The organism is Shewanella putrefaciens (assembly GCF_016406325.1).
Taxonomy (GTDB): Bacteria; Pseudomonadota; Gammaproteobacteria; order Enterobacterales; family Shewanellaceae; genus Shewanella; species Shewanella putrefaciens.
Window position 1 is genome coordinate 1910795 of sequence record NZ_CP066370.1, and the last position, 22679, is coordinate 1933473.

Consider the following 22679-nt stretch of genomic DNA (forward strand, 5'->3'; position numbering starts at 1 on the left):
CAAAATTCAAGATATTATTGATAAGGATGTTTGTATGAAACTCATTAAGTGGTTTTTAGCTATTCTGGTGACATTAGCCTTGTTAGTCACCCTATACCTTACCGTTTTCTTCGACCCTAATGATTTTAAACCCGAAATTGTTAATGCTGTGAAAAAACAAACGGGGCGTGAACTCGTTATTGCTGATGATCTATCTTGGACGTTTTTTCCTGCGCTTGGCATTAACCTTGGAGGCATTTCATTATCAAATCCTGAAGGGTTTACGCCTAAATCAATGCTTGATGTGAACAAAGCTGTAGCGGAAGTAGCCTTAATACCATTGTTTCGTAAAGAGATCCAAGTTGCTCAATTAAGTTTGGATGGCGCTAACATTAATCTTGTGACTCGTAAAAATGGCAGTTCCAGCTTAGATGGGCTAACGGGAACTGATCCCAGTGTCAAATCTAGCTCCACAGCTGCGCCTGCTTCCTCTCCAGCCCAACTTGCGAGTGTTGAAGTGGGTGGCGTGTCAATTACCAACACACAAATTAATATGATTGATGAGACAAAGGGCGAAACTCAAACATTCACTTTAGACAGTTTGACTTTAGGTACATTTTCTTTAGACAAATTTGCCCCTATTGCTTACGAATTCACTGCCACGTTATCCGATATGAAAATCACCAGTAAAGGTGAAGGTGAACTTAAGCTAAGTCGTGATTTTAATCAGTTGGTGATAGAGAAACTAAAAATCGACACAGTGGTGGAAGGCAATAGTATTCCCAATCAAAAATTGACTACAGCGTTAAGTGTCAATACCGAAATTGCCTTAGATAAAAAGCAACTATTGGCGGATATAACCCAGTTAAACGCTGCGGATATTAATGCTTCTGGTAAGTTAACGGTGAATTATGGAACAAAGGTTCCACAAATTAAGGCTGATTTCCAAGTTGGTGATATAGATGTCGATAGTCTCTTACCTAAATCAGAGACAACAGCAAATGGCGCTCCAGTATCTGCAGGGGCTGAGCAAGCAACGGAGCCGGATCTTAGTGCACTAAAATCACTCGATCTCAGTGTTAAACTGGCGGTGAAATCAATTAAAGTCGCTAATTTGTCGACCCAAAATTGGTTACTCGATCTTGGGGTTAAAAATGGCATACTCGATCTTAAACAATTAACGGCTGATTTATATCAAGGAAAGTTATTGGTGAGTGCTCAAGTTGATGCTCGCCAAACTGTCGCTAGTTATCAATTTGATAAACAAATAACAGGCGTGCAAATTCAGCCATTACTGAAGGATGCAGCCGATATTGACTTGTTAGCAGGGATGGCAAATTTCAATCTGAAAGGAAGAGGAAAAAGCTTACTTCCAGAGGCGCTAAAGAAAAATCTACTCGCTAATGGTCGTTTTGATATCACGGATGGTGCGCTTTATGGCGTCAATATTGCGCAGATGATCCGCAGTGCACAAGCTAAGTTAAAAGGTGATTTATCGGCTGATACGAAAGAAGAGCGTAAAACAGACTTTTCGAGTCTGACAGGCACTTTTTCATTGGAAAATGGTGTTGCTACGAATCCTGATTTATCGATGGCATCTCCATTATTGCGTCTTGCGGGTAAAGGGAATGCAAATTTAATAACAGAGGCCCTCGATTATCGATTGACGGCTAGCCTTGTTAACTCATTAAAAGGACAGGGAGGCAGTGAGAAAGATGCTCTTGCGGGGGTTGATATTCCATTAGCGATAACTGGCACTTTCCAAAAACCAGAGTATGCATTGGATACTCAAGCTTTATTGAATAATCAACTGAAGGAAGAAACGGATAAAGCGAAGGAAAAATTGAAAGATTCTCTGCTGAAAAAGCTTGGGGGCTTGTAGTGGCGGATAATACTTATTTTATTTGCGTGAGCATTATAGTCAGTAGCTTATTGGCTGGTTGTTCGGTTCCCGAAACGGCAGATACAAATGTTACCGCTATCGCAGAGAGTAAGATTGACACGGCTGTTCAGTCGGAGTTTGTTCGTGCGGCGGATCCTGTGCTCGAGCTTGCTACGGGAGCCTCAAGATTAAAGGTCGAGCAAGTGAAATCTGATAAGGTACAAGGGCTACTTCAAGGGGAGTTAGTGCTCGATCCTTTTGTCGACGTTAGGCAATCACTTACGGCTACTTTTACCGTAACGAATCCACAATCCTATCCAGTGTTGTTACGATATCACTCGGGGATGACAGCGGATCTCTGGCTTGTCACTATGGAAGGAAAGCGTTTATGGGCTTGGTCGGATGAGATGATGTTCACACAGGCCATTCGTGATACTCGGCTTGATGCTGGAGCTTCTATAACGGAGAAGTTTATCATTCCTGAAAACATCCTTGCCGCTATTTCAACCGATGGGGCTCGTTTAGAAGCCCACTTTGCGGCCAAGGTCATTGAGTCAGAGGTGCCAGTTATGATCCCCGTGGTGGTGTTGCTTCAATGGGAATAACGGCGAGATTGTGTTGAATGTAGTACTGAAAAAGGCAGCGTTTCAAGGACTCGCTGCCTTTTTTGATTTATCTTTTGGGTTTGACCCGTCTTAAATAGCGTTGTCACTAAGCGTTTAATTTGCTTTCATCGACAACCAGTTTTAATACTTGGCCAGGTTGTAAATATTGCGATTGAGTTAAGCTGTTCCATTCCAACAATTCAGTGACGGTGACGTTAAACTTGCTAGCTATTCGAGCCAATGAATCACCGGATTTTACTTTATAGCTGACGGTACGGGTTTTTTCGGCAGTTTCAGTGTGTTTAGGCGCTAAAACGGCCAGCCTTTGCCCTGTTTGCAGTTTGCTATCTTCCTTTAAGTGATTCCATACAGTCAGTTGTTTGATTGTCACATTATACTTTTTTGCAATTTCCCACAGGGTGTCGCCGGATTGCACTTTATGCGTCAGTTGAGCATTTGTTGAAGAGCGTAATTTCTTCGGTAATTTCTGGCTTGTCGATTGAGCGTATAACTGTTTATCATCCGCAGAAACTGGAATAATCAGGTGCTTACCTGCAACAATCGTATTGTTTTTCATACCATTAGCGGCGCGAATTGCTGCTACAGTTGTATGGTGCTTTTTAGCGATCGCGCCAATACTGTCACCGGATTTGATGGTATATCGCAACCAGCTCATTCTTGCTTCGCTCTCTGTCTCCGCCAGTGCTTTTTTAAACTCTTCAGATTTATCTATAGGCAATACTAAGGTGTGTGGTCCCAAGGGCGACGTTGCCCAGCGATGATAGCCAGGGTTGAGTTTTTGTAATTCCATCGTTGTCATATTGGCAAGTCCTGCAGCCATAGCAAGATCAATTTGGCTATCAATATCAACAACTTCAATTGAAGGGGTATTCTCTATTGGTGCTAAAGTAATACCATACTCGTCGGCATGCTTAATAACCTCTGCAAGCGCGAGAAGCTGAGGCACATAGCGTTTAGTTTCTTTAGGTAGGTTAAGTGACCAAAAATCCGTTTTTAACCCTTTTGCCTCATTATTTTTTATTGCATTGAGAACCCGTGATTCCCCAGAATTATAAGCTGCAAAAGCATAGAGCCAATTATTATTTGTTTTATCATAGAGATATTCCAACATATCCAATGCGGCAATCGTCGAGGCAGGTACATCACGGCGACCGTCATACCACCAGTTCATTTCTAATCCAAAATGATTGGCCATAGGTGTGGTAAATTGCCATAACCCCGAAGCGGCGCTGGCAGAGGAGGCAGATGGGTCGAAGGCACTTTCGATAATGGGCAGTAGTGCAATCTCAATCGGAAGATGACGTTTCTCAAGTTCTTCCACAATCATATACATATAAGGAGCCGCACGCTCAGAAATAATTTCGAGATGTTTCGGATTCTTGATATACCAATCACGGTATTGATTGACTAATTTTTGGTCAGGGATAGGTAATTGCATTCCTTGACGAATTCGTTCCCATACATCGGTAATTTGCGCCGATTCAACCTCTGATGAGAGATAAAAGGGAGTGACGGTATTTGGTTTTGTGACGGCTTTAGCTTCTGGCTTAGTAAGCTCAGGGTTATCCAATGTCTGACAACCCGCGAGTAGGGCAAATCCCCCTACTACAATATAAAGTGATACTCTCATGGAAAACGGTAGTCCTCTGTTAGTGCATTGTCAGTGCGCCATGCTTGTAGATTAAAAGCATGATTTTTAATAGGATAATGACAACACAGAGCGCAAAGTATTCACGCAAAAACGAGCCATTCTATGGGATCTTTTCGATCTTGTCCCTTAATTATCGTACATCTTGTAAGGCTATTTTTGACTTACATCATCAAAAGTGGAAAAAACTGTATAAATTTCAATCTAAAAAGGATCGGTTGGTGCTAAAAAATATCTTTCCACTGCCGAAGGCGGGTAAAACAAGTGAGTTCATCTAGTTTGATAGGATCGGGATCATCAAAATGCTGTTTTATACTATCAATAATGCTTTGTTCTCCCACGCGCAAAAAAGGATTGATAGCTCGCTCCAAGGCAATACTTGAGGGAATTGTAGCGCTATTTTGAGCACGCATTTCTGTGGCTTTTTGCATATATGCCTGTAAATTTAGATTGTTAGGCTCGACTGTTAGAGCAAATTTAAGATTGGAGAGGGTATATTCATGGGCGCAGAAAACTCGAGTATTCGCAGGAAGTTTGGCTAATAGTGTAAGAGAGCTAAGCATTTGCTCCGCGGTGCCTTCAAATAGTCGACCACAGCCTGCACTGAATAAAGTATCACCACAAAAAAGCGCATCCTCAATGAAATAGGCAATATGTCCAGCTGTATGGCCTGGCACGTTCAGCACTTGTATTTGAGCGTTAAGGAAAGGAAGGGTGAGTTCAGTTCGCATTTCAGGATTAAGTGGTACATTGACATGAGCAATATTTTCTTTTTGTGGTCCGTAAACCTGCAGTGTTTGTGATGAAGTTTGCTCAACGTAACGTTTAAGTTCCCCGACACCGCCAGTATGATCTTGGTGATGGTGCGTGAGCAAAATACCAGCGAGTGCTAACTGATGGGAGACCAGATAGGCAATAACGACCTTAGCATCGCCAGGATCGACAACATAAACCTGCGAGTGGGGAGTTTGTTGTAACACCCAGATATAATTGTCATTAAAGGCTTTAATCGCTGTTATAGTGAGCATAGAACCACCTTATGGCTGTATTTCAATTTATAGATAAGGTTATTATCCACAAGTCGATACACCTTGGCGACTTTTGCCATAATGGCATAGTGTTTTGTACATGGTTATATCAGTCAGCAAGGGTTTGGTTGAATTGCTATCGTACAAGGGTAATGGAGAAACGTTGTGTCGTATTTCAGTACTGAATGCAAACCTGAACAATGGGAAGATTTACCCAATGGTGCTGCGCTAGAATTTGCAGTGGCAGAGAAATTAGCTCACTGGTGGCCGCGGGTATTTGGTTATCATTTACTAAAGCTCGGCCCCTTAAGTGCAGCCTTATCCAGTATGGAATCTCCTGTCGCGCATCACTTTTCCTTATCTTCAAGCCAAGATGCTTCAATTATTGGCGATTTTTGTCATCTTCCTCTGCAAAATGGTGTGATTGACGCTGTAGTGATGAGTTTACTGCTGGAATTTGAACCTGACCCCTACCGTATTTTACGTGAAACTGACCGAGTACTTATCGCTGGTGGCTATTTATTTATTGTAGGATTTAACCCGCTAAGCCCTGTTTTTTTAGGTAAATTGTGGCCTAAATATCAAGATTGTTTACCTTGGAATGGCCGTTTTTTTATGCCATCACGGGTGAGGGATTGGCTCGGACTTTTAGGATATCAAGTGGTAAGTGATGAGCGTTTGGTATACCACCCTTTGATTGGTGAATTTAATGAAGGACGTTTTCTACAACAAACATTAGCATCTTGGTTGCCTAGCACCGGGAGCTTATATTTGATCGTAGCGCGTAAGCTAGAATCCCCATTAACCCCGATCCGTGATAAACGTAAAGTATTACAGCCTAACTGGAGCACCGCATCAAGCGCAGGCCGTTCTGGACATTTATCGGAACATTCCAAATAACCGCGTGTACAAACGAGTATGATATGCGAATAACCTTGAGGCAACTGGCTGTATTTGAAGCCGTAGCGCGAAGCGGTCAGGTTGCTAAAGCCGCGGAGCAAGTTAACCTTTCTCCCCCAGCGACTTCTATGGCATTGGCAGAATTAGAAAAACAGCTAAATGCTAGACTTTTTGAACGAATTGGCAATCGTTTACAATTAAATTCCCAAGGCAATTTGTTACTACCTCTGGCAACGGATTTATTACATAGAGTCGAGCAGATTGAACAAGCTTTTACTCAGCAAGATGGCGATCTTATTGGGCATTTAAGCGTGGGTGCTAGCTCGACAATCGGTAATTATTTACTCGCCAAAGCCGCAGTGGCTTTTTGTCAGCAACATCTTCAAACCCACGTGGATGTCGCAATCACAAATACCCAAGATGTGATCCAATCGGTAGCACAATTTCGTTCAGAAATGGGCTTTATTGAAGGCTATTGTACTGATAGTCGATTGAAGGTTGAGGTGTGGCATAAGGATACATTACTCGTGTTTTGTCATCCTGCGCACCCGCTTGCTGGCAAAATCGTAAAACCTGCCGCACTTAAAGGACAATCTTGGGTGCTACGAGAAGAAGGATCTGGCACTCGAGAATATTTTGTTAATGCTGCCAATGAGTTAGATATGCGTCCCGAGGCTAAATTCTGCTTTTCTACGCCGGATGCGATTAAACATGCTGTCAAGCAAGGTGCAGGATTAGGCGTATTATCAGAGCTTGCTCTAGATAAGGAGATAAGCCGAAAAGAATTGGCGATGGTGACAGTTGAAGGGCTGGTCCTAGAGCGGCAGTTTTATCGCATTACCCATAAAAGCCGTCAAGCGACCTCTTTAGGGCAATCGTTTGTGCAGTTTTGCGGGAATTTCTTCAATATTGCTCACTAGGGTAAATACGTGACATCTGAAGTGATATCAACTGAAAGCCCCTCTAACGCGATGATGGGAAGGAGGCTTTTAGAGATTGATACCACACAATGTTTACGATAAGTGAGTGCGTAAAACAGAATATTTATTATCTCGTTATCTCTAGTGATTTAGAGGAGTGTGCTTAAGGTTGATAACCTTCATCGATTTGGGTTGGATTCGCTTCAGCCGCGGAGCGTGCTAGGATATCACAACGCTCGTTTTCAGCATGGCCAGCGTGGCCTTTTACCCATTGCCAATCGATAGTGTGCATTTGCGATACTTTATCTAAGCGTTTCCAAAGATCCACATTTTTGACAGGCGTACGGTTTGAGGTCATCCACCCTTTTTTCTTCCAACCGTGGATCCACGTCATTATGCCTTGGCGCATATATTGACTATCACTGGTAAGAACGACTCTGCAAGGTTCTTTAAGACTTTCTAGGGCGATGATTGGTGCCAACAATTCCATGCGATTATTGGTGGTAAGTGCAAAACCGTCGGACATCTCCTTTGTATGACCCTTATAATTCATTACAATGCCATAGCCACCGGGGCCGGGGTTGCCTAAGCAAGAGCCATCAGTGAAGATGTGGATCAGTTTTCGTTCAGTCATCAAGTTGTTACCATTGCCGTGAATTTCGGCCGAGTATAACCAAAAATTGTCATAAGAAGCGCATAAAAGTATGAATATTATTTCAAACGCCAGCCGCCAGATTGTGTTGGATACAGAAACTACAGGTATGAATCAAGGCAGCGGTGCTGTCTATTTGGGCCATAGAATTATTGAAATTGGCTGTGTGGAGGTTATCAATCGTCGGCTGACTGGACGTTACTTTCATCAATATATCAATCCAGGACAGGCCATTGATCCTGAAGCGATAGCTGTCCACGGTATTACCGATCAGAGAGTTGCAAACGAACCACGTTTTCACCAAATAGCACAGCAATTTATTGAATTTATTGATGGTGCTGAAATCGTGGCCCACAACGCAAACTTCGACGTGAGCTTTATGGATCACGAGTTTTCGATGTTGCCTTCTAAAGGCCCGAAAACGATGGATATCTGCGATATTCTCGATACTTTAGAAATAGCTAAATTTTTACATCCGGGGCAAAAAAATAACCTTGATGCCCTGTGTAAGCGATATGGTATTGATAACTCGCGTCGTCACTATCACGGCGCATTACTCGATGCCGAGATCCTTGCAGATGTTTATCTGATCATGACGGGTGGGCAAACGAAGTTTAATTTATCTAACGAAGAAGTAGGACAGGAAGCAGGGGGGATCCAGCGGTTTGCTCCCAATTCACTTAATCTTAAAGTGATCTCAGCATCGGCCGATGAACTAGCTATGCACGAACAACGCCTTGATTTAGTCGCAAAATCGGGAAAATGCCTCTGGAGAGGATAAATAATCTGTTATGACGATTTCGCTTCCTACGCCCCTATTCAACACTGTTTTAATGCTCGGCACTTTATTGCTTGGCTCCAACGCTTGGGCTGCTAACCCGCCAGCACCGGGGAAGTCTTCAACACCGATGATTAAAGTGGTGCCATTAGAAACGGCATCTGAGCTTAAAAATCGCTTTAGAGTCGACCATATGGTTAGCAGTATGACGCTATTGATTGAGCGTGAGTATGGTTCAGCGCCTGTGGTCATAGTGTTGCCAGATGGCAGTAAATGGTATGCCAATCGTCATCCTGAGACGGTAAAATGGGTTGATGGTATTACAGGTGACATCATTCATATTGAATCTCCGCCAGTGGGCCCATGGCAACTGTTGGGGAAAGTGGTGCTGACTTCAACCATTAAGAAAATCTCCAAGCTTGAAATTGAAGTGCAAGCACTGCCGCAGCCGCTATTTCAAGGCGAACAAATTAAGATCATTGCTCAACTGATGGGTGATGCCGAGCGTGTTCGTATGCCTGGTTTAGATTATTTAGTGGAATGGACAGCGCATTTTGTGAGTAAGCATCGTGCAGGTGATGAAAACTTTGCCGTTGGGGATATTATTGTTGGTTCCTATAAAGATAACGGTGAGAGTTTTGATGAAAAGCCTGACGATGGCATTTTCACCAGTAATATCAATATTAAGCAACCATGGGGAGAATATGATTTTGTGGTTAAAGCACGTAATAACGTGTTTGAGCGCCAAGTGTCATTTCCTTTTAAGCTGTCGCCACGACCGATTAATGCCGAAGTGATCATTCCTGATGATCCTTTAACGGGTCCATGGAAAATTATGCTTCATGCCGATAGCAGTGTCCTACAGTTGGCAGAGACACACTTTTCATTTGAATTAGTGGGGCCTGCGGGGTTGCAGCTTCCCATTATACTCAACGGGTTAACAGAGCCTGATACTGAGTTGCCATTACCGCCAGTGTCTGAATTTGGTAGTTACCGCATTAAAGGTTTTGTGGCGACAACCACAGTAACAGGGCGGGAGATAGTGATTGATCTACCAGAACTCTTTTTCAATTTAGTTCAGCCGCCAGAACCTCCCCCGAGTGCTGAAGAACTTGCGGCTGTGGCGGCACAACAAGCGGCAGAAGAAGAAGCTCTTGCAAAAAAGGATGCCATCTTTTGGATTATTACCATTAATGCAGTCTTACTGGTTTTAGGAATTGTGGCATTGGTTGTATGGCGTAAACGTCAAAGCCTTGCTCAAGCACTGGCCGCCGCAGAGCAGCGTCTTTTAGATGAAGCAACGGAGAATAAATCAGCGATGCCATCCTTCGATGAAATTGATCTTACTATGCCTGATGAATTTGATAGTAAGGAGCGTTAGTTGAATTTTAATCTGTAGCGGCTGAAATATTGTAATGACGTAATATTTTACTCTTAAATCAGATGGTTTCAGTTAGTGTGGCGAATTTTTAACTAAACGATCTCAGAGTGTGAAAAAAACGGTTGACGCTCGTTAAACCCATCCGTATTATGCTGTGCAACTTGAGTGGAGCGGTAGTTCAGTTGGTTAGAATACCGGCCTGTCACGCCGGGGGTCGCGGGTTCGAGTCCCGTCCGCTCCGCCAGTCAAGTATTTGAAAATAGTCTATAATGCGACATTATTATAGTTATGGAGCGGTAGTTCAGTTGGTTAGACTATCGTTTTGACATCGGCGGCCTGTCACGTCGGGGTTAGCGGGTTCGATACTCGTCAGATAATGGATACGGAAGAATTTGGAGCGGTAGTTCAGTTGGTTAGAATACCGGCCTGTCACGCCGGGGGTCGCGGGTTCGAGTCCCGTCCGCTCCGCCAAATTGCAAAAGCCCCATCGAAAGATGGGGCTTTTTGCTTTTCTATTGTACTTATTTTTATTACGTTATCCTAAACTTCAACGATAAATCATCGAGCAAGATTTATCGTTGTGCCTGTGGTGCGTTGGTAATAATCACTTCAACTCTACGGTTTTGCTGGCGACCACTAGCGGACTCATTATTTGCAACTGGGAAGCTTTCACCTTTACCTTGGCTGCTGAGTCGACTGGATTGAACTCCTTGTGCCTGCAGAAAATTGCTAACACTATCAGCCCTTCGCTCCGATAGGCCAAGGTTGTACTCCTCAGTACCTACGCTATCGGTATACCCTTCAATGATGGCGCCACGTTGTGGATATTTACCCAGAAAGGTTGCTAGGTTTGTGAGATGCTGACTCGTCGATGACTTAAGATTGGCTTTTCCAGTATCGAATAAGACATCGCCCAAGGTCACAACCCAACCACGTTCTGACTCACGGGCATTAAGTAGAGCAAGCTGTGCTTGTGCATCATCGCTTTCTTGGCGAGCATCTGCAGCATCAGCACGGGCTAGGCGCGCATCCTGATGCGCTTGATTGGCCTCTGTTGTCCTTGCATCGAGTCTGGCATCATCACGGTTTTTTGCGAGAACCTTTTGCTGATCCTCTGCAAAGCGACTTTGCGCTTGGGCTAAGGCAATGTTGACTTTTCGGTCGGCAACAAACACGAGATGTTGTGATAGTTGCTCGTTTTTTACTGGTTGCTCAGCGGCACGTACCGCTTCTTCGGCTTGACTGATTGCAGCAGGAGCGAGGATTGCCAGCTCATTCTTTGCTTGCAGAGTGTTAAGTTCTGCACGTATATCGCTGATGCCTTCAGCCATCTTAGGTGCGCTGCTGCAGGCTGCTACTGTGGTCAGCAGCAGGCTATATGACAGCAATTGACGGCTAAAACGCAAGGGGAAAACCGACGAAGCTTTAGGCATTTTCATTGCTGAATTCCTTTTGTGCGGCGCAACATTTCTTGTTGCAGAATGCTGATGTTGTTTTTCATTTCATCATTGACGCTGTTGGCTTGTGCCAGTTCAGCACGGGCTAGCGCAAGCTCTGCGTCAAGGCTTGCCTCAATGGCATAACGATCGGCGTTGACGGTATCCTTTTTTAACAATGCACTGTTTGCGGCTTGCAGTTTCTGCCTAGCCTGTGCAAGTTCATTTGATGCATATTGACCCGCTCTTGCTTGTTCGACACGAGCAATGGTTCGTTCTGCACGTTCCATTTCTGCCGTTTTAGCCAAAGGGGATGAACTGCAGCCGCTAATCGCTATAGCAATGAAGCCTGCTAATAAAAAGTGCTTTGCTCGTAGCAGACTGATTGATAACGGTTGTGGTTGTTGATTTTTTTTGATGTTCATTTGTAACTCCTTTACAAGACACAAACTACCGAGTGTGGTTCTAACGTCAGTTATCCAACGATTCACCGTTAATCATATTGGTGAATAGCACTATTTTTGAGAGTGTCGATATTGATTAGAATGTTAATGCTTTGGATGTGACACTTTTAACACCACGGATATTCTGTGCTGTTTCAACAGCTAATGATTGTTCACTGCCGCTGGCAACTTTACCTGTCAGTGTTACTATGCCGTTATTGGTGCTGACATCAATGTCAGAGCCATTAATATTGCTTGAATACATAAAGCTGGATTTTACTTTGGCGGTTATCCAACTATCTGAAATATTGTGACTTTCTGTTTCATTTTTCAGTTTTGCTTTTTCGTCTTTGCTTACCGTTGCGCTTTGAATTTTCAAATTATTGGTGACTGATTTTACGCCGCGAGTATTGAGTGCCAATCGATGAGTAATGTCTTTTGCATTCTGGTTGTTTACAGTGCCATTTAGCGTGACTCGTCCGGATTTAGTCATGACTTCTGTGCCAACGTCATCGACATCTTTATTCCATTGCAATTTAGAGCGAATAGCGGCCGAGATATTGGCATCATCAATTTTGTCACCAAAACCATTTGAGTTAGCTTTCGGCATGTAATTAGCGTCAACGACTATCTGGTTATCAACATCTTTAATGCCTGATACGCCCTGAGCGATTTCACCCGCGAGTTCTTTGCTAATTTTTTCGTCCACTTGACCTGTCAACACTGCTTTACCTTTTTGTACTGTGACTTTTAGATCATTAGCGCGTAAATAGGGGTTGAGGGCATAACTTGTTGCAATTTGGCTTTCTTGGCGTACATCATCCATTGCTTTCGTTGCCGTATCAGCGGCTGATGCTGACTGTAGTGGTGACAGGGTGAGTAAGATGGCTAAGGTAAAAATAAATTTGCGATACGATAAATTCATGATGGTACTCCCTAACAGAAAGAGAACCAGTGCAGCAATAGCGACACTGGCCTAAGCTAAATACGGTTGTTATTCAGTACAACCGCAAGGTTTAGCATTTACATTTATCAATAAAGCTTTTTACCTGTTTGCTCGAGTCATCTCGGCTCAATGAATAATGCTTTTGCACGAGTTCATTTAGGTTGGCTTCATTGCCGTTTGATTTAACCAATTCAGCTTCGCTGATTTTGCTCCAATTACCTTTTGCTGCTTGGATCTGGTCTTGCCATTTACCGTTAAAGGCATCTTTTTGCTGATTTTCGGTATTTTTGCTCGTGCCAACCTCCTGTTTGTCTTTATCTCCTGCGATAATTTTGCCAGTTTGGTTGTTGCTAGCGGTGACCGGAGGATTGGCTTTGTTGGTTTTAGTATTCTGTTCATCTTTAACGATGGTTTTATTTTGTTCAGTGAATTTATTCATATAAACCTCAAGTAATCCGGTGCAGTGCAAGAGTGCATGAACCGTATATTCAGAATGACCTGTTAAATATTGAACGTCTGTGCGTTAGCGCGCATGCAGTCCGTGGCATTAGCATTTAGATGTAGGCACTTTGTGGATTTAAAGGAAAGTCGTTTGATGATAAGTGCAAGGAATTGCGGTGGTTGTGCAGGCGTTTGGGATTGGCAGTATCAGTACACGCTATCCTTGCGTATCTAGTTTTGATGACTGCCCGATTTATTTAGGGTGTACCACAGACAGCTTTGCTATCTGAAGTCTGAACTTTCACCTTAGTAAAATAGGGTTTTACAACGGTAAAGTTTATCTAGAGTATGTATGACTGAAATAGCCTGCGAGGTTGACTATTTTTTAGTGCCATTTTTTTGTGGCATCAGACGTTCTGACTCCTGCTTAACGACTGAGTAACATTCACAACAGGTTTGCTCCAGCAATTTGCGGTTCAGTACCTCAATATTACCGCGACTGTAATTGATTATTCCCATTCGTTGCAGTTTTCCAGCAGCATCGGTGACGCCTTCTCGGCGTACGCCAAGCATATTGGCAATTAATTCCTGCGTCATCAATACGCGATCATCCGATAGCCTATCGATAGAGAGTAACAGCCAGCGACATAGTTGCTGTTCAATACTATGGTGGCGATTGCAAACTGCTGTTTGGGCCATTTGGGTGAGCAATACTTGGCTATAACGTAGCAAGAGGTGGAGCAGAGCACCATGACGGTTAAATTCGTCTTTGAGCCGTTGACCAAACAACCGATAGGCAACGCCAGCGCTTTGTACTACGGCTCGACTCGTGGTGCTTTCTCCCCCCATAAACAGTGCAACGCCGACCATGCCATCATTGCCAACGACTGCAATTTCAGCAGATGCACCATTTTCCATCACATAGAGCAGTGAAATAATAGAGTTCAGTGGAAAATAGACATAACGCAGCTTCGAGCCAGCTTCGCAGACCACGTCACCAAGCTCTAATGACACTAGCTCTAGATGCGGGAAAATACGCTGTTTGACTTCATCAGGTAAGTCGTTTAGTAACCGGTTGTTTTCGGGGGGGGCATTAGCCTTTTTCAGTGCCTGTTCTGGCACCGCTTTCAATTGTTGTGTGTCCATGACTTATAGTGTGTCCTTGTGCTTTAGTGTCGTTTATAGAGGTTACAGCGCAAAGTATCAATGCTATGTACGCTAGCGCACATAATGACATTTTTGTTGGTTTGTGGAGTAAAAAAGATACGGTTAAGTACGCATTAAATGATAACAACTGCAGCAACGAGCCAGCAGACCTTGTCTGTCGAGGATATATAACCGCCCACGGTTATATGAAATACAGCCGCTGGCCTGCAATTCTCCCGCGGCCTCGGTAATACTGCTTCGCCTAACACCCAACATATCAGATAAAAACTGATGGGTGAGAAACAGCTCATTAGTCTGTATGCGGTCATGACTCATTAATAGCCAGCGTGCAAGCCGAGATTCGACTGAGTGAAAATGTGCGCAGACGGCATTTTGTGATAATTGGCATAATAATTGGTATAGGTAAGTTTCCAATATCTGTCTCAGACTGCTGCTTTGAGCAAGTAAGTCTTCAAACGTTGCAATTGGGATACGCCAGGCTTTACCTGAACCTTGGATAATTGCCTCAGAAGGGACTTGTCGAGTGCTCAACAACGTTGTTGCACCAAGCATGCCTTCATAGCCAATTAAGCCCATTTCTAATGCAGGGTGTTTTGGTAGTTTAGCGATCAATGAAATAAATGCCGTTAACGGAAAATAAACGTATTGATATGACTCCCCTGGCTGACACAGTAAATCAGCGAAGTTAAGTTGGACTAATTTAGCTTGTGATAATAATTCAGCTTGCTCTAAAGCGGGTAGGTGATGGATCAATTGATTCTGAACCTTTGGTGCTAGTGTGTTTTGAATTATTGTTGACATTGCTATTCCTACCACTGGTGGTACGGGCCTAACACCAGAAAATCTGCTGCAAAAAAGAAGATCCGTAACACCAGAATGGGGCTACGGAATGATTGACGTTAAATAATTCTCTGTCTAGTTGAGGTGGAATGAAGGGTTATTTTAGTTGCATATCGTTTTTGACTGAAATGACACCAGGGACTTTGCTTGTCAATTTGACTGCTGTATTGATATCTTCGCGTGATTTGACAAATCCGCTGAGCTGAACCACACCTTTAAATGTTTCAACATTAATCTCAGCTACGCTCAAGCTTTTTTCACCTAGAATTGCAGCTTTAACTTTAGTCGTCACCACACTGTCGTCGAAATATTCGCCAGTGCCTTCTTTGTTGTAATTGGAGCTGCAACTGGCGACGGCGACTAGCCCAATGGCAAGCAGAAAGATGCTTAACACTTTAATTGTTTTCATCAGATTATCCTTTTGATAAATAGTAAGAATGATAATGGCCCGTTAACTGATGCGACCGGTTAACAGCAATATAATCAGCACCAGTAGCACTATGCCTATAACGCCACCGGGACGATAACCCCAGTTGCGGCTATGAGGCCAGGTGGGGAGCATGCCGAGAAATAACAAAATTAAAATAATCAATAATATAGTAGCAATTGACATGGCGAGTATTCCTGATGTCGGAGCAATTCTTGCACCGGGTAATATCAAGTTTGTACCTTAATAAACCGTATGTCGGTACGCTGGCGCACGTATAGGAAGTGATGAATTGACTTGTTTCATTGCTATCTCCATATGACCCGATAAGCGGTATGCCGAACAGAGATTGTGATTGCAGTGGGACATACTTTGACCAATGTCCGTTGACGGACATGTTCAGTAGAGCCCAAGGTTTGGTGCTTCACTTATCCAGTTGCTCAGTTCCATGGGCAGCGCTACAGAGGTCAACAAAATGAATTATCATGATCGCGATATTTACGGTATTTACAAGAATCCCCAGTTCGCCGAGACATTATCGACACAGGGACCCGGTCCATATCTGATGGGTGCTGAAACTCTGATCGGCAACACTGTTGTTAACCATGCTGATGAGACCTTAGGGGACATCAAAGAAATTATGCTTGAAGTTGGAACTGGCCGTGTCGGTTATGCGGTACTGTCATTCAGTACTTACTTTGGTTTTGGAGAAAAGCTTTTTGCGGTACCTTGGAAAATGCTGACTCTTAATACAGAGAAAAAATGTTTTGTTATGGACATATCATTAGAAAGACTAAAAACGGCGCCAGGTTTTGACAAAGGTCATTGGCCGAATATGACAGATGTTGAATGGGGAAAAAATCTGCACGATTACTATGGTAGTCAGTGGGATTAACAGATAGTAAAAAGCAGGGGATTTCTTCCCCGCTTTTTCAATTCAACCAATGAATAGCTGATAAGACCGGACGAGTTGATTGTAATCATCCCGTTAAAATACATTCTATTTTCAGGGGTTGGTTTGTACCGTTACAATGTGGGAAGATGCTTGACTAAAGAGTCTTGACCAAAGTGAAGCGTTAGCGTTTAGTGATGAACAAAAGAAAGGAGGCTTATACAGCCTCCTTTCTTTGTGTAATAACCAATCCTATGTGGTTATTAGGCTGCGCGCTCTTGTGAAGTAGCAGAAACTACTTCTGGACGCAGTTCTGCTGGGTCAAAGTCATCCACATTGATTGACTTCATGCGGCCAATCTCGGCTCTTTCCAACAGTTGTATTTCGCTATCGCTCAATACCCCTAAGGCTTTGCCTTCAGCGGCCACTTTATCTAACCACATAAAGGGTAGACGTTTACCACTGGCTTTACAGACTTTGTCAAATAAAGGTTCGGCAGCCAGAATATCCTTAAGCGTTTGCTCTTGAATACCTACAGCATTGTGCTCCGAGTTAGTCCAGAACTGGCCTTTACCTAAACGGTCACGACTTTCACAGGGTGTTTGCATGATCTTAGCGACTTTATGATCTAACACATCGCTTGGGCGTTTCAGTGGACGACCGAATGGGAACATCACCACACGTAATACGCCGCCAAGACCCATAGGGAAGTTATCCAGTAAATCGTCTAAAGATGCTTGTAGCTTGTATAGTGCATCTTCAACGGCCCATTGTACTAATGGCAAGTCGTCGGTTTGACGGCCTTCATCTTCATAGCGTTTCAGTGTGGCTGATGCCAGATACAGTTGACTTAATAAGTCACCTAAACGGGCAGAGATACGTTCTTTACGTTTAAGGTTACCACCCAAGGTTGCCATGGCTAAGTCAGAGAGTAGGGCAAGGTTGGCACTGAAACGATTCATATGTTGATAATAACGCTTGGTTTTATCTGAGTAAGGCGCGTTTGAGAAACGGCTCGATGTCAGACCTAACCAGAAGCTACGAACAAAGTTACTGGTCGCAAAACCAATATGACCGAAAATTGCCGCATCGAAATTGGCTAAACCTTGACCCGACTGGGTATCAAACGCGGATTCCATTTCGGCAAGCACGTACGGATGGCAACGAATTGCGCCTTGGCCGTAGATGATCATCGAACGGGTGAGGATGTTTGCACCTTCAACAGTAATCGCGATAGGCGCAGCTTGGTAACCACGGCCTAAATAGTTATTCGGGCCAAGACATACGCCTTTACCGCCATGAATGTCCATGGCATCGATGATGCATTTCTGCATTCTATCGGTTAAGTGGTATTTCACTATTGCAGAGATAACCGATGGTTTTTCTCCTAAATCAATACCTGTCGTTGTTAGCGAAGTGACCGCATCCATTAGGTAGGCGTTGCCACCGATGCGAGCCATTGGCTCTTCAATGCCTTCTAACTTACCAATGGGCAGTTTGAATTGACGACGAATGCGCGCATAGGCACCCGTTGCCAGTGCTGCGGTTTTCACGCCACCCGCTGAGTTTGATGGCAGCGTGATACCACGACCCACTGATAAACATTCCACCAGCATGCGCCAGCCTTGACCAGCCATTTTCGGGCCGCCAATGATGAAGCTTAATGGTACGAATACTTCGTTGCCGCGAGTCGGACCGTTTTGGAACATACAGTTGAGCGGGAAGTGACGACGACCCGTTTCAACACCTTCAACATCGGTTGGGATCAGTGCGCAGGTAATGCCGAGCTCTTCTTTATCACCAAGTAGATGATCAGGATCGCGCAGTTTGAAGGCTAAACCTAATACAGTGGCAACCGGTGCTAAGGTGATATAGCGTTTGTTCCAGGTTAACTTCATACCAAGAACTTCTTCGCCTTCCCATTGACCTTTACACACGATACCAAAATCAGGAATCGAGCCTGCATCGCTACCGGCTTCTGGGCTGGTCAGAGCGAAACAAGGGACTTCTAACCCTTTGGCTAAACGCGGTAAATAATGGTTTTGTTGCTCTGGCGTGCCGTAATGTTGCAATAGTTCACCAGGGCCTAAAGAGTTCGGTACACCAACAGTTGAAGCTAACTCACTGCTGACGCCTGCTAGTTTTTGCAACACACGGGATTGTGCATAGGCTGAATACTCTAAACCGCCGTATTTTTTCTTGATGATCATAGCAAAGAAGCCATGATCTTTGAGGTATTGCCATACTTCTGCAGGTAAGTCAGCGAGTTGGTGTGATACCTGGTGTTGGTTTACCATGCGGCACACTTCTTCTACTGGGCCATCGAGGAAGGCTTGCTCATCTGCACTTAAACGCGCAACTGGGTAGTTATGGAGTTTTTTCCAGTTCGGGTTACCTGCAAACAGATCGGCTTCCCACCAAGTGGTACCGGCTTCAATCGCTTCTTTTTCGGTAGAAGACATTTCAGGCATGATGCCACGATATATCTTCATCAGTGGGCGACTGATTACATTTTGTCTAAATGCACTGATGTTAAGTGGCAAGGCAATCACAAGGAAAACGATCCAAGAGATAGGGCCGACAACATCGAGTGTCCATCCTGCTGTCATCACAACAGCGGCTGCGATAGTGGCAGTGAGCAAAGATACCCGAAGGTAAGCTAGGGCTCCTAACACTAAGATCATAGCGATGATCCAAAGTAGGGTAGTCACTGTAATTCTCCTTAAGTATGACCGAGTGCCAACCACAGGTCATAGCGAGTTTTATTGATGGCGATCACAATTATAGTTTGTGGTCAGACCTGTGTCGCATAAAAGTTAAACCTAAGAGAATTTTAATACAAGCATTTTTCAAACAATTGTTTAAATTTTTTGTCAGCTCTGATCATTCCACAAATGTCATCAACTAGTTACAATGCAAAACCGTAGAGAGTTGAGAGCAAATAGGCGAGAGATATGTGTGAATTACTGGCGATGAGTGCCAATGTGCCGACCGATATTGTGTTTAGTTTTACGGGATTAGCACAACGTGGTGGGGTAACGGGGCCCCATGTTGACGGTTGGGGTATTACTTTTTACGAAGGGAAAGGTAGCCGCACTTTTAAGGATGCTTGCCCGAGCAGTGAATCCCATATTGCAAAATTGATCCAATCTTACCCCATTAAGAGTGAAGTGGTGATAAGCCATATTCGCCAAGCCAATCGCGGTTGTGTGTCTTTGGAAAACACGCACCCTTTTACCCGCGAACTATGGGGGTGTTATTGGACTTATGCTCATAATGGTCAATTGACGGATTATCAGGATATGTTTCAAGTCTCGCGCTATCAGAGCGTGGGCGATACCGACAGCGAACTCGCTTTCTGCTGGATTTTAGAACAAGTTGCCCAAAAGTTTGGTGATGCTAAACCCCAAGATATGCTGGCAGTATTTCATTTTGTTGCGACTCTAGCCGAACAAATTCGAACCTTAGGCGTGTTTAATATGATCTTAAGCGATGGTGAGTATTTGATGAGCTATTGCAGCAACAACTTGTGCTATATCACGCGCCGCGCGCCGTTTGGCAAAGCGAAACTGATCGATACGGATGTAGTGATTGATTTTGATAAAGAAACAACCCCCCATGATGTCGTGACAGTGATTGCCACCCGGCCATTAACTGAAAATGAGAACTGGCATGTGATGCAGTCTGGCGATTGGAAGTTATTTCGATTCGGTGAGTTATTGGTTGATTGCTAATGTTGGCAAGTGTTTTATCTTACATGGTTACAGTTCAGCGATTATCTGCAATAACGCACTGTTTATTTTAAATTATTCGCATAATGAGGGTGACAAACTCCGCATTAACAATACTGAGTTTGTCACTATAGAATTAACCCAATTTTTGCAATTGAGATAAACCGTTAGTTTTCAGTCGTCCCTTTGTCAGTTGTCCCTAAGAGTTTTGGTGCTGCTTGTGGTGTAAGTGTTTCGGTTGGTTCGGGTGTAACAGCTTGTTGTTCATCGAAATGATATTTGAGTAATTTAATATCAAGCTGCTTACTGCCTTTTTCAAAATGAGATAAACGAACAGGAAGATAAGCTAAGTCAGGTGCCATCCAAAAAAAAGTTTGACGCTTTTTATTATCGCGTACAACTTCGATTTTTACCGTGTCATAACTGCCACTTTCTATTGTCATTCGCTCTTTACCTATGACATGAAATTGATAGTCATCCACCTCGTTGTCCTTGATCATTTTATAATCGAGCACTTCTTTGCCTGTACTGATATCCAATCTGAATTGCAGTTGTACCATTAGGGGATCGAATATTTCGTCCTCATAGGGAAACTTACCTTTCTCGTCTTTATATCGGGTATGGATAAATCCTTGCGCTTTAGCAAAGGCGGTTTGCTCAGTGTAATTGGGGCCAACACCTTTACGTTGGTGTAAATAGCGTAGTGGAGTCAGCTTTCCTTCCTCTTGGGTAAATTCACTCAGTACATGGCGGACATCGGTCAGTAGCAAAAGGCTTAGATCGCTATCAAAACGATACTTAAATACGCCGTTTTCTGCACTGGGGAGTACGTATTTGGCTTTGCCTAATTGAATATCACCATAATTGACCTGATATTCAGCAGTTTGTGGAGTGAGTGGCGTAGGCGGTGCCATGGCAAATACACTGTGGGAGAGTGCGGAAATGCTCATTAATAATGCTGTTATGGTGCGCAAATAATGCTCCTTATGTCGCAGGTTTTCACCTTGTATGACGGCGCTAACATGTGCCGCAGTGGATAAAAAAGTGTCGAGTCGCATCTTACTTACACAGTTTTCATTGTTAAAAAGATAGCATTTATTGCGTTAACTTAGGTTATAACCGAGGGATTAACCTATGTAAACAGATGATAGTTCAGTAGATTAAACTAAAATGGCATCGACATCACTAAGGTTGCTAGATCGGGACGCCACTCAAACTCAGACAAGTTAACTTTGCCTCGGTTCACTACTATTCCTTCAATTCGTAATAATTCCATCTGTTCTTGAAACGCGGATGAGTTTTGTTCGAAGGATATTTTGCCATGGCTATTGAGCACTCTATGCCAAGGCAGTGATAACTGCTCTGGTGCTAGTTTAAGCGCTTTGGATACATAACGTGCTCGCCCTGGTAAGCCTGCAAGATCAGCGACTTTGCCATAGCTGCTGATCTTTCCCTCTGGGATCATACCAACAATATGCCAAATTCTCGCCATAGGGGACGACACTACTTGCATAGGTATCGTGTCTAAAATCTTTTCATCTAGTTTCAGATAGGGGTAGTGCACAGATTTATCTTTAGGAAACGGCGACATGAACAAGTGCCCTTATTAAGATTTCATACCTGCTAAAGTGTTAGGTTAGCCAGTTTAACGCTAAATAGCTCAGTTGCGAAATCTTGCTGTTAGCTCGTATGAGTCATTTTTAGGACGCTTAACTTTATTTTTAAGGTGGCTTGAGTATATCTACTAACTCGATTGTAATCTTGGCGATTAAACTATTTTTGCTTGAAATATTGTGTAAATAGCCAAATAGTCCATAATAGCGCCAATTTTTTTGACTCGATGAGAGAAGATAACTGGCATGGCTGTACTCGATATTCTAACCATTCCCGATGAGCGCCTTAAACGTAAAGCGCAACCTGTAAAAGATATTGAAGCTGTTCAGGGATTTATCGATGATTTAATCGAAACCATGTATCACACGGACGATGGTATCGGTTTAGCAGCAACTCAAGTCGGCAGTACAGATGCAATTATCGTGATCGATTTATCTGACGGTCGCGACCAGCCTTTAGTACTGATTAATCCTGAGATTGTTGAAAAGTCAGGTGAGTTCGTCGGTGAAGAAGGTTGTCTGTCTATCCCAGGTTATCGCGCTAAAGTGTCACGTTTTGAAAAAGTTAAAGTGACCGCCTTAGACAGAACTGGCAAAGCTATCGAAATCGAAACCGATGAGTTTTTAGCCATAGTGTTGCAGCACGAAATCGACCATTTGCATGGCAAAGTATTTATCGAACATTTATCCATGCTAAAACAACAAATCGCCCTTAAAAAAGTGCGTAAATACGCTTAACTTTTGACTTAAGTTGTATTTTACAGAATGGTTGTACCTATTGACTAGCCGCATTTATAGTGCGGCTTTTTTGTATTTAAAATTTAATCAAAGAAGATTAATGCTGTGATATGTGAACATAACAGCTTGTTTTTACTCTGATGAGTGGATAAGGTAACCCAAAATCTGCATTAGTTGTAGGTTCAGTTTTCATCATTAACAGCAAGAGTAT

At 43.4% G+C, this 22679-nt stretch carries 23 protein-coding genes and 2 tRNA genes; 11 read left to right on the top strand and 14 right to left on the bottom strand.

The features are described from left to right. The first annotated feature begins 34 nt into the window (after positions 1-34). Positions 35-1861: an AsmA family protein gene (locus JEZ96_RS08585; RefSeq protein WP_025008113.1), complete on the top strand. Its 1827-nt coding sequence runs from the start codon at positions 35-37 to the stop codon at positions 1859-1861. Next, positions 1861-2466, top strand: a complete 606-nt coding sequence (locus JEZ96_RS08590; protein ID WP_025008114.1) for a BsuPI-related putative proteinase inhibitor — start codon at positions 1861-1863, stop codon at positions 2464-2466. Before JEZ96_RS08585 ends, JEZ96_RS08590 begins: the two co-directional genes overlap by 1 nt. Before the next feature lie 106 nt (positions 2467-2572). Here JEZ96_RS08590 and JEZ96_RS08595 read toward each other — a convergent pair whose 3' ends face one another. Further along, positions 2573-4117: a LysM peptidoglycan-binding domain-containing protein gene (locus JEZ96_RS08595; protein ID WP_061783100.1), complete on the bottom strand. Its 1545-nt coding sequence runs from the start codon at positions 4115-4117 to the stop codon at positions 2573-2575. Between the two features lie 242 nt (positions 4118-4359). Further along, the gene (gene gloB / locus JEZ96_RS08600) at positions 4360-5163 is read right to left on the bottom strand and encodes a hydroxyacylglutathione hydrolase (RefSeq protein ID WP_011919198.1); all 804 of its coding nucleotides are present in this window, start codon (positions 5161-5163) and stop codon (positions 4360-4362) included. 165 nt (positions 5164-5328) lie between these two features. Here gloB and JEZ96_RS08605 point away from each other — a divergent pair, with 165 nt between their 5' ends. Further along, complete coding sequence (locus JEZ96_RS08605) at positions 5329-6063, top strand: class I SAM-dependent methyltransferase (RefSeq protein WP_011919199.1); 735 nt, start codon at positions 5329-5331, stop codon at positions 6061-6063. Between the two features lie 23 nt (positions 6064-6086). Continuing rightward, positions 6087-6983 (top strand): LysR substrate-binding domain-containing protein, encoded by an 897-nt coding sequence (locus tag JEZ96_RS08610; RefSeq protein WP_011919200.1) that lies wholly within the window; start codon positions 6087-6089, stop codon positions 6981-6983. Positions 6984-7146: 163 nt separating this feature from the next. Here the strand turns inward: JEZ96_RS08610 and rnhA are convergent, their stop codons facing one another. Beyond that, positions 7147-7617 (bottom strand): ribonuclease HI, encoded by a 471-nt coding sequence (gene rnhA / locus JEZ96_RS08615; protein WP_011789536.1) that lies wholly within the window; start codon positions 7615-7617, stop codon positions 7147-7149. Positions 7618-7687: 70 nt separating this feature from the next. On the opposite strand from rnhA, the gene dnaQ reads away from it, so the two are divergent. The 4 genes from dnaQ to JEZ96_RS08635 all read left to right on the top strand — a co-directional run bounded on the left by dnaQ (position 7688) and on the right by JEZ96_RS08635 (position 10265). Beyond that, positions 7688-8416, top strand: coding sequence for a DNA polymerase III subunit epsilon (gene dnaQ / locus JEZ96_RS08620; protein ID WP_025008116.1), 729 nt, complete (start codon positions 7688-7690; stop codon positions 8414-8416). 10 nt (positions 8417-8426) lie between these two features. Next, on the top strand, positions 8427-9794 hold the full coding sequence (locus tag JEZ96_RS08625) for a TIGR03503 family protein (protein ID WP_025008117.1): 1368 nt from the start codon (positions 8427-8429) through the stop codon (positions 9792-9794). A gap of 167 nt (positions 9795-9961) precedes the next feature. Beyond that, a tRNA-Asp gene (locus tag JEZ96_RS08630) sits at positions 9962-10038 on the top strand. A gap of 150 nt (positions 10039-10188) precedes the next feature. Next, positions 10189-10265, top strand: a tRNA-Asp gene (locus JEZ96_RS08635). A 101-nt stretch (positions 10266-10366) separates the two neighbouring features. Here the strand turns inward: JEZ96_RS08635 and JEZ96_RS08640 are convergent. The 8 genes from JEZ96_RS08640 to JEZ96_RS08675 all read right to left on the bottom strand — a co-directional run bounded on the left by JEZ96_RS08640 (position 10367) and on the right by JEZ96_RS08675 (position 15680). Continuing rightward, positions 10367-11233: an OmpA family protein gene (locus tag JEZ96_RS08640; RefSeq protein WP_025008582.1), complete on the bottom strand. Its 867-nt coding sequence runs from the start codon at positions 11231-11233 to the stop codon at positions 10367-10369. Continuing rightward, the gene (locus tag JEZ96_RS08645; protein ID WP_011789532.1) at positions 11230-11655 is read right to left on the bottom strand and encodes a DUF4398 domain-containing protein; all 426 of its coding nucleotides are present in this window, start codon (positions 11653-11655) and stop codon (positions 11230-11232) included. Before JEZ96_RS08645 ends, JEZ96_RS08640 begins: the two co-directional genes overlap by 4 nt. 115 nt (positions 11656-11770) lie before the next feature. After that, a complete protein-coding gene (locus JEZ96_RS08650; RefSeq protein ID WP_011919201.1) occupies positions 11771-12598 on the bottom strand; it encodes a BON domain-containing protein in 828 nt (275 codons plus the stop codon). Between the two features lie 91 nt (positions 12599-12689). Then, on the bottom strand, positions 12690-13058 hold the full coding sequence (locus tag JEZ96_RS08655) for a hypothetical protein (protein WP_014610690.1): 369 nt from the start codon (positions 13056-13058) through the stop codon (positions 12690-12692). Positions 13059-13438: 380 nt separating this feature from the next. After that, complete coding sequence (locus JEZ96_RS08660) at positions 13439-14206, bottom strand: Crp/Fnr family transcriptional regulator (protein WP_188960001.1); 768 nt, start codon at positions 14204-14206, stop codon at positions 13439-13441. Positions 14207-14329: 123 nt separating this feature from the next. After that, complete coding sequence (locus JEZ96_RS08665; protein WP_011789528.1) at positions 14330-15028, bottom strand: Crp/Fnr family transcriptional regulator; 699 nt, start codon at positions 15026-15028, stop codon at positions 14330-14332. A 136-nt stretch (positions 15029-15164) separates the two neighbouring features. Next, positions 15165-15476, bottom strand: coding sequence for a BON domain-containing protein (locus JEZ96_RS08670; protein WP_011789527.1), 312 nt, complete (start codon positions 15474-15476; stop codon positions 15165-15167). A gap of 42 nt (positions 15477-15518) precedes the next feature. Next, positions 15519-15680: a DUF3309 family protein gene (locus JEZ96_RS08675; RefSeq protein ID WP_011789526.1), complete on the bottom strand. Its 162-nt coding sequence runs from the start codon at positions 15678-15680 to the stop codon at positions 15519-15521. Between the two features lie 289 nt (positions 15681-15969). Between JEZ96_RS08675 and JEZ96_RS08680 the strand changes: the two genes are divergently transcribed. After that, positions 15970-16389 carry a PRC-barrel domain-containing protein gene (locus JEZ96_RS08680; protein WP_025008584.1) on the top strand — a complete coding sequence of 140 codons (420 nt, stop codon included), beginning with the start codon at positions 15970-15972 and terminating at the stop codon, positions 16387-16389. Between the two features lie 260 nt (positions 16390-16649). On the opposite strand, the gene fadE is transcribed toward JEZ96_RS08680, so the two are convergent. Continuing rightward, complete coding sequence (fadE, locus tag JEZ96_RS08685; protein ID WP_061783095.1) at positions 16650-19097, bottom strand: acyl-CoA dehydrogenase FadE; 2448 nt, start codon at positions 19095-19097, stop codon at positions 16650-16652. A gap of 243 nt (positions 19098-19340) precedes the next feature. Here fadE and JEZ96_RS08690 point away from each other — a divergent pair, with 243 nt between their 5' ends. After that, positions 19341-20120, top strand: a complete 780-nt coding sequence (locus JEZ96_RS08690; RefSeq protein WP_011789523.1) for a class II glutamine amidotransferase — start codon at positions 19341-19343, stop codon at positions 20118-20120. A gap of 164 nt (positions 20121-20284) precedes the next feature. On the opposite strand, the gene JEZ96_RS08695 is transcribed toward JEZ96_RS08690, so the two are convergent. Further along, positions 20285-21091 (bottom strand): DUF3108 domain-containing protein, encoded by an 807-nt coding sequence (locus JEZ96_RS08695; protein WP_082785958.1) that lies wholly within the window; start codon positions 21089-21091, stop codon positions 20285-20287. A gap of 191 nt (positions 21092-21282) precedes the next feature. Next, positions 21283-21708 carry an MGMT family protein gene (locus JEZ96_RS08700; protein WP_011919205.1) on the bottom strand — a complete coding sequence of 142 codons (426 nt, stop codon included), beginning with the start codon at positions 21706-21708 and terminating at the stop codon, positions 21283-21285. A 268-nt stretch (positions 21709-21976) separates the two neighbouring features. On the opposite strand from JEZ96_RS08700, the gene def reads away from it, so the two are divergent. Further along, positions 21977-22468: a peptide deformylase gene (gene def / locus JEZ96_RS08705; protein WP_011789520.1), complete on the top strand. Its 492-nt coding sequence runs from the start codon at positions 21977-21979 to the stop codon at positions 22466-22468. Positions 22469-22679: the final 211 nt, after the last annotated feature.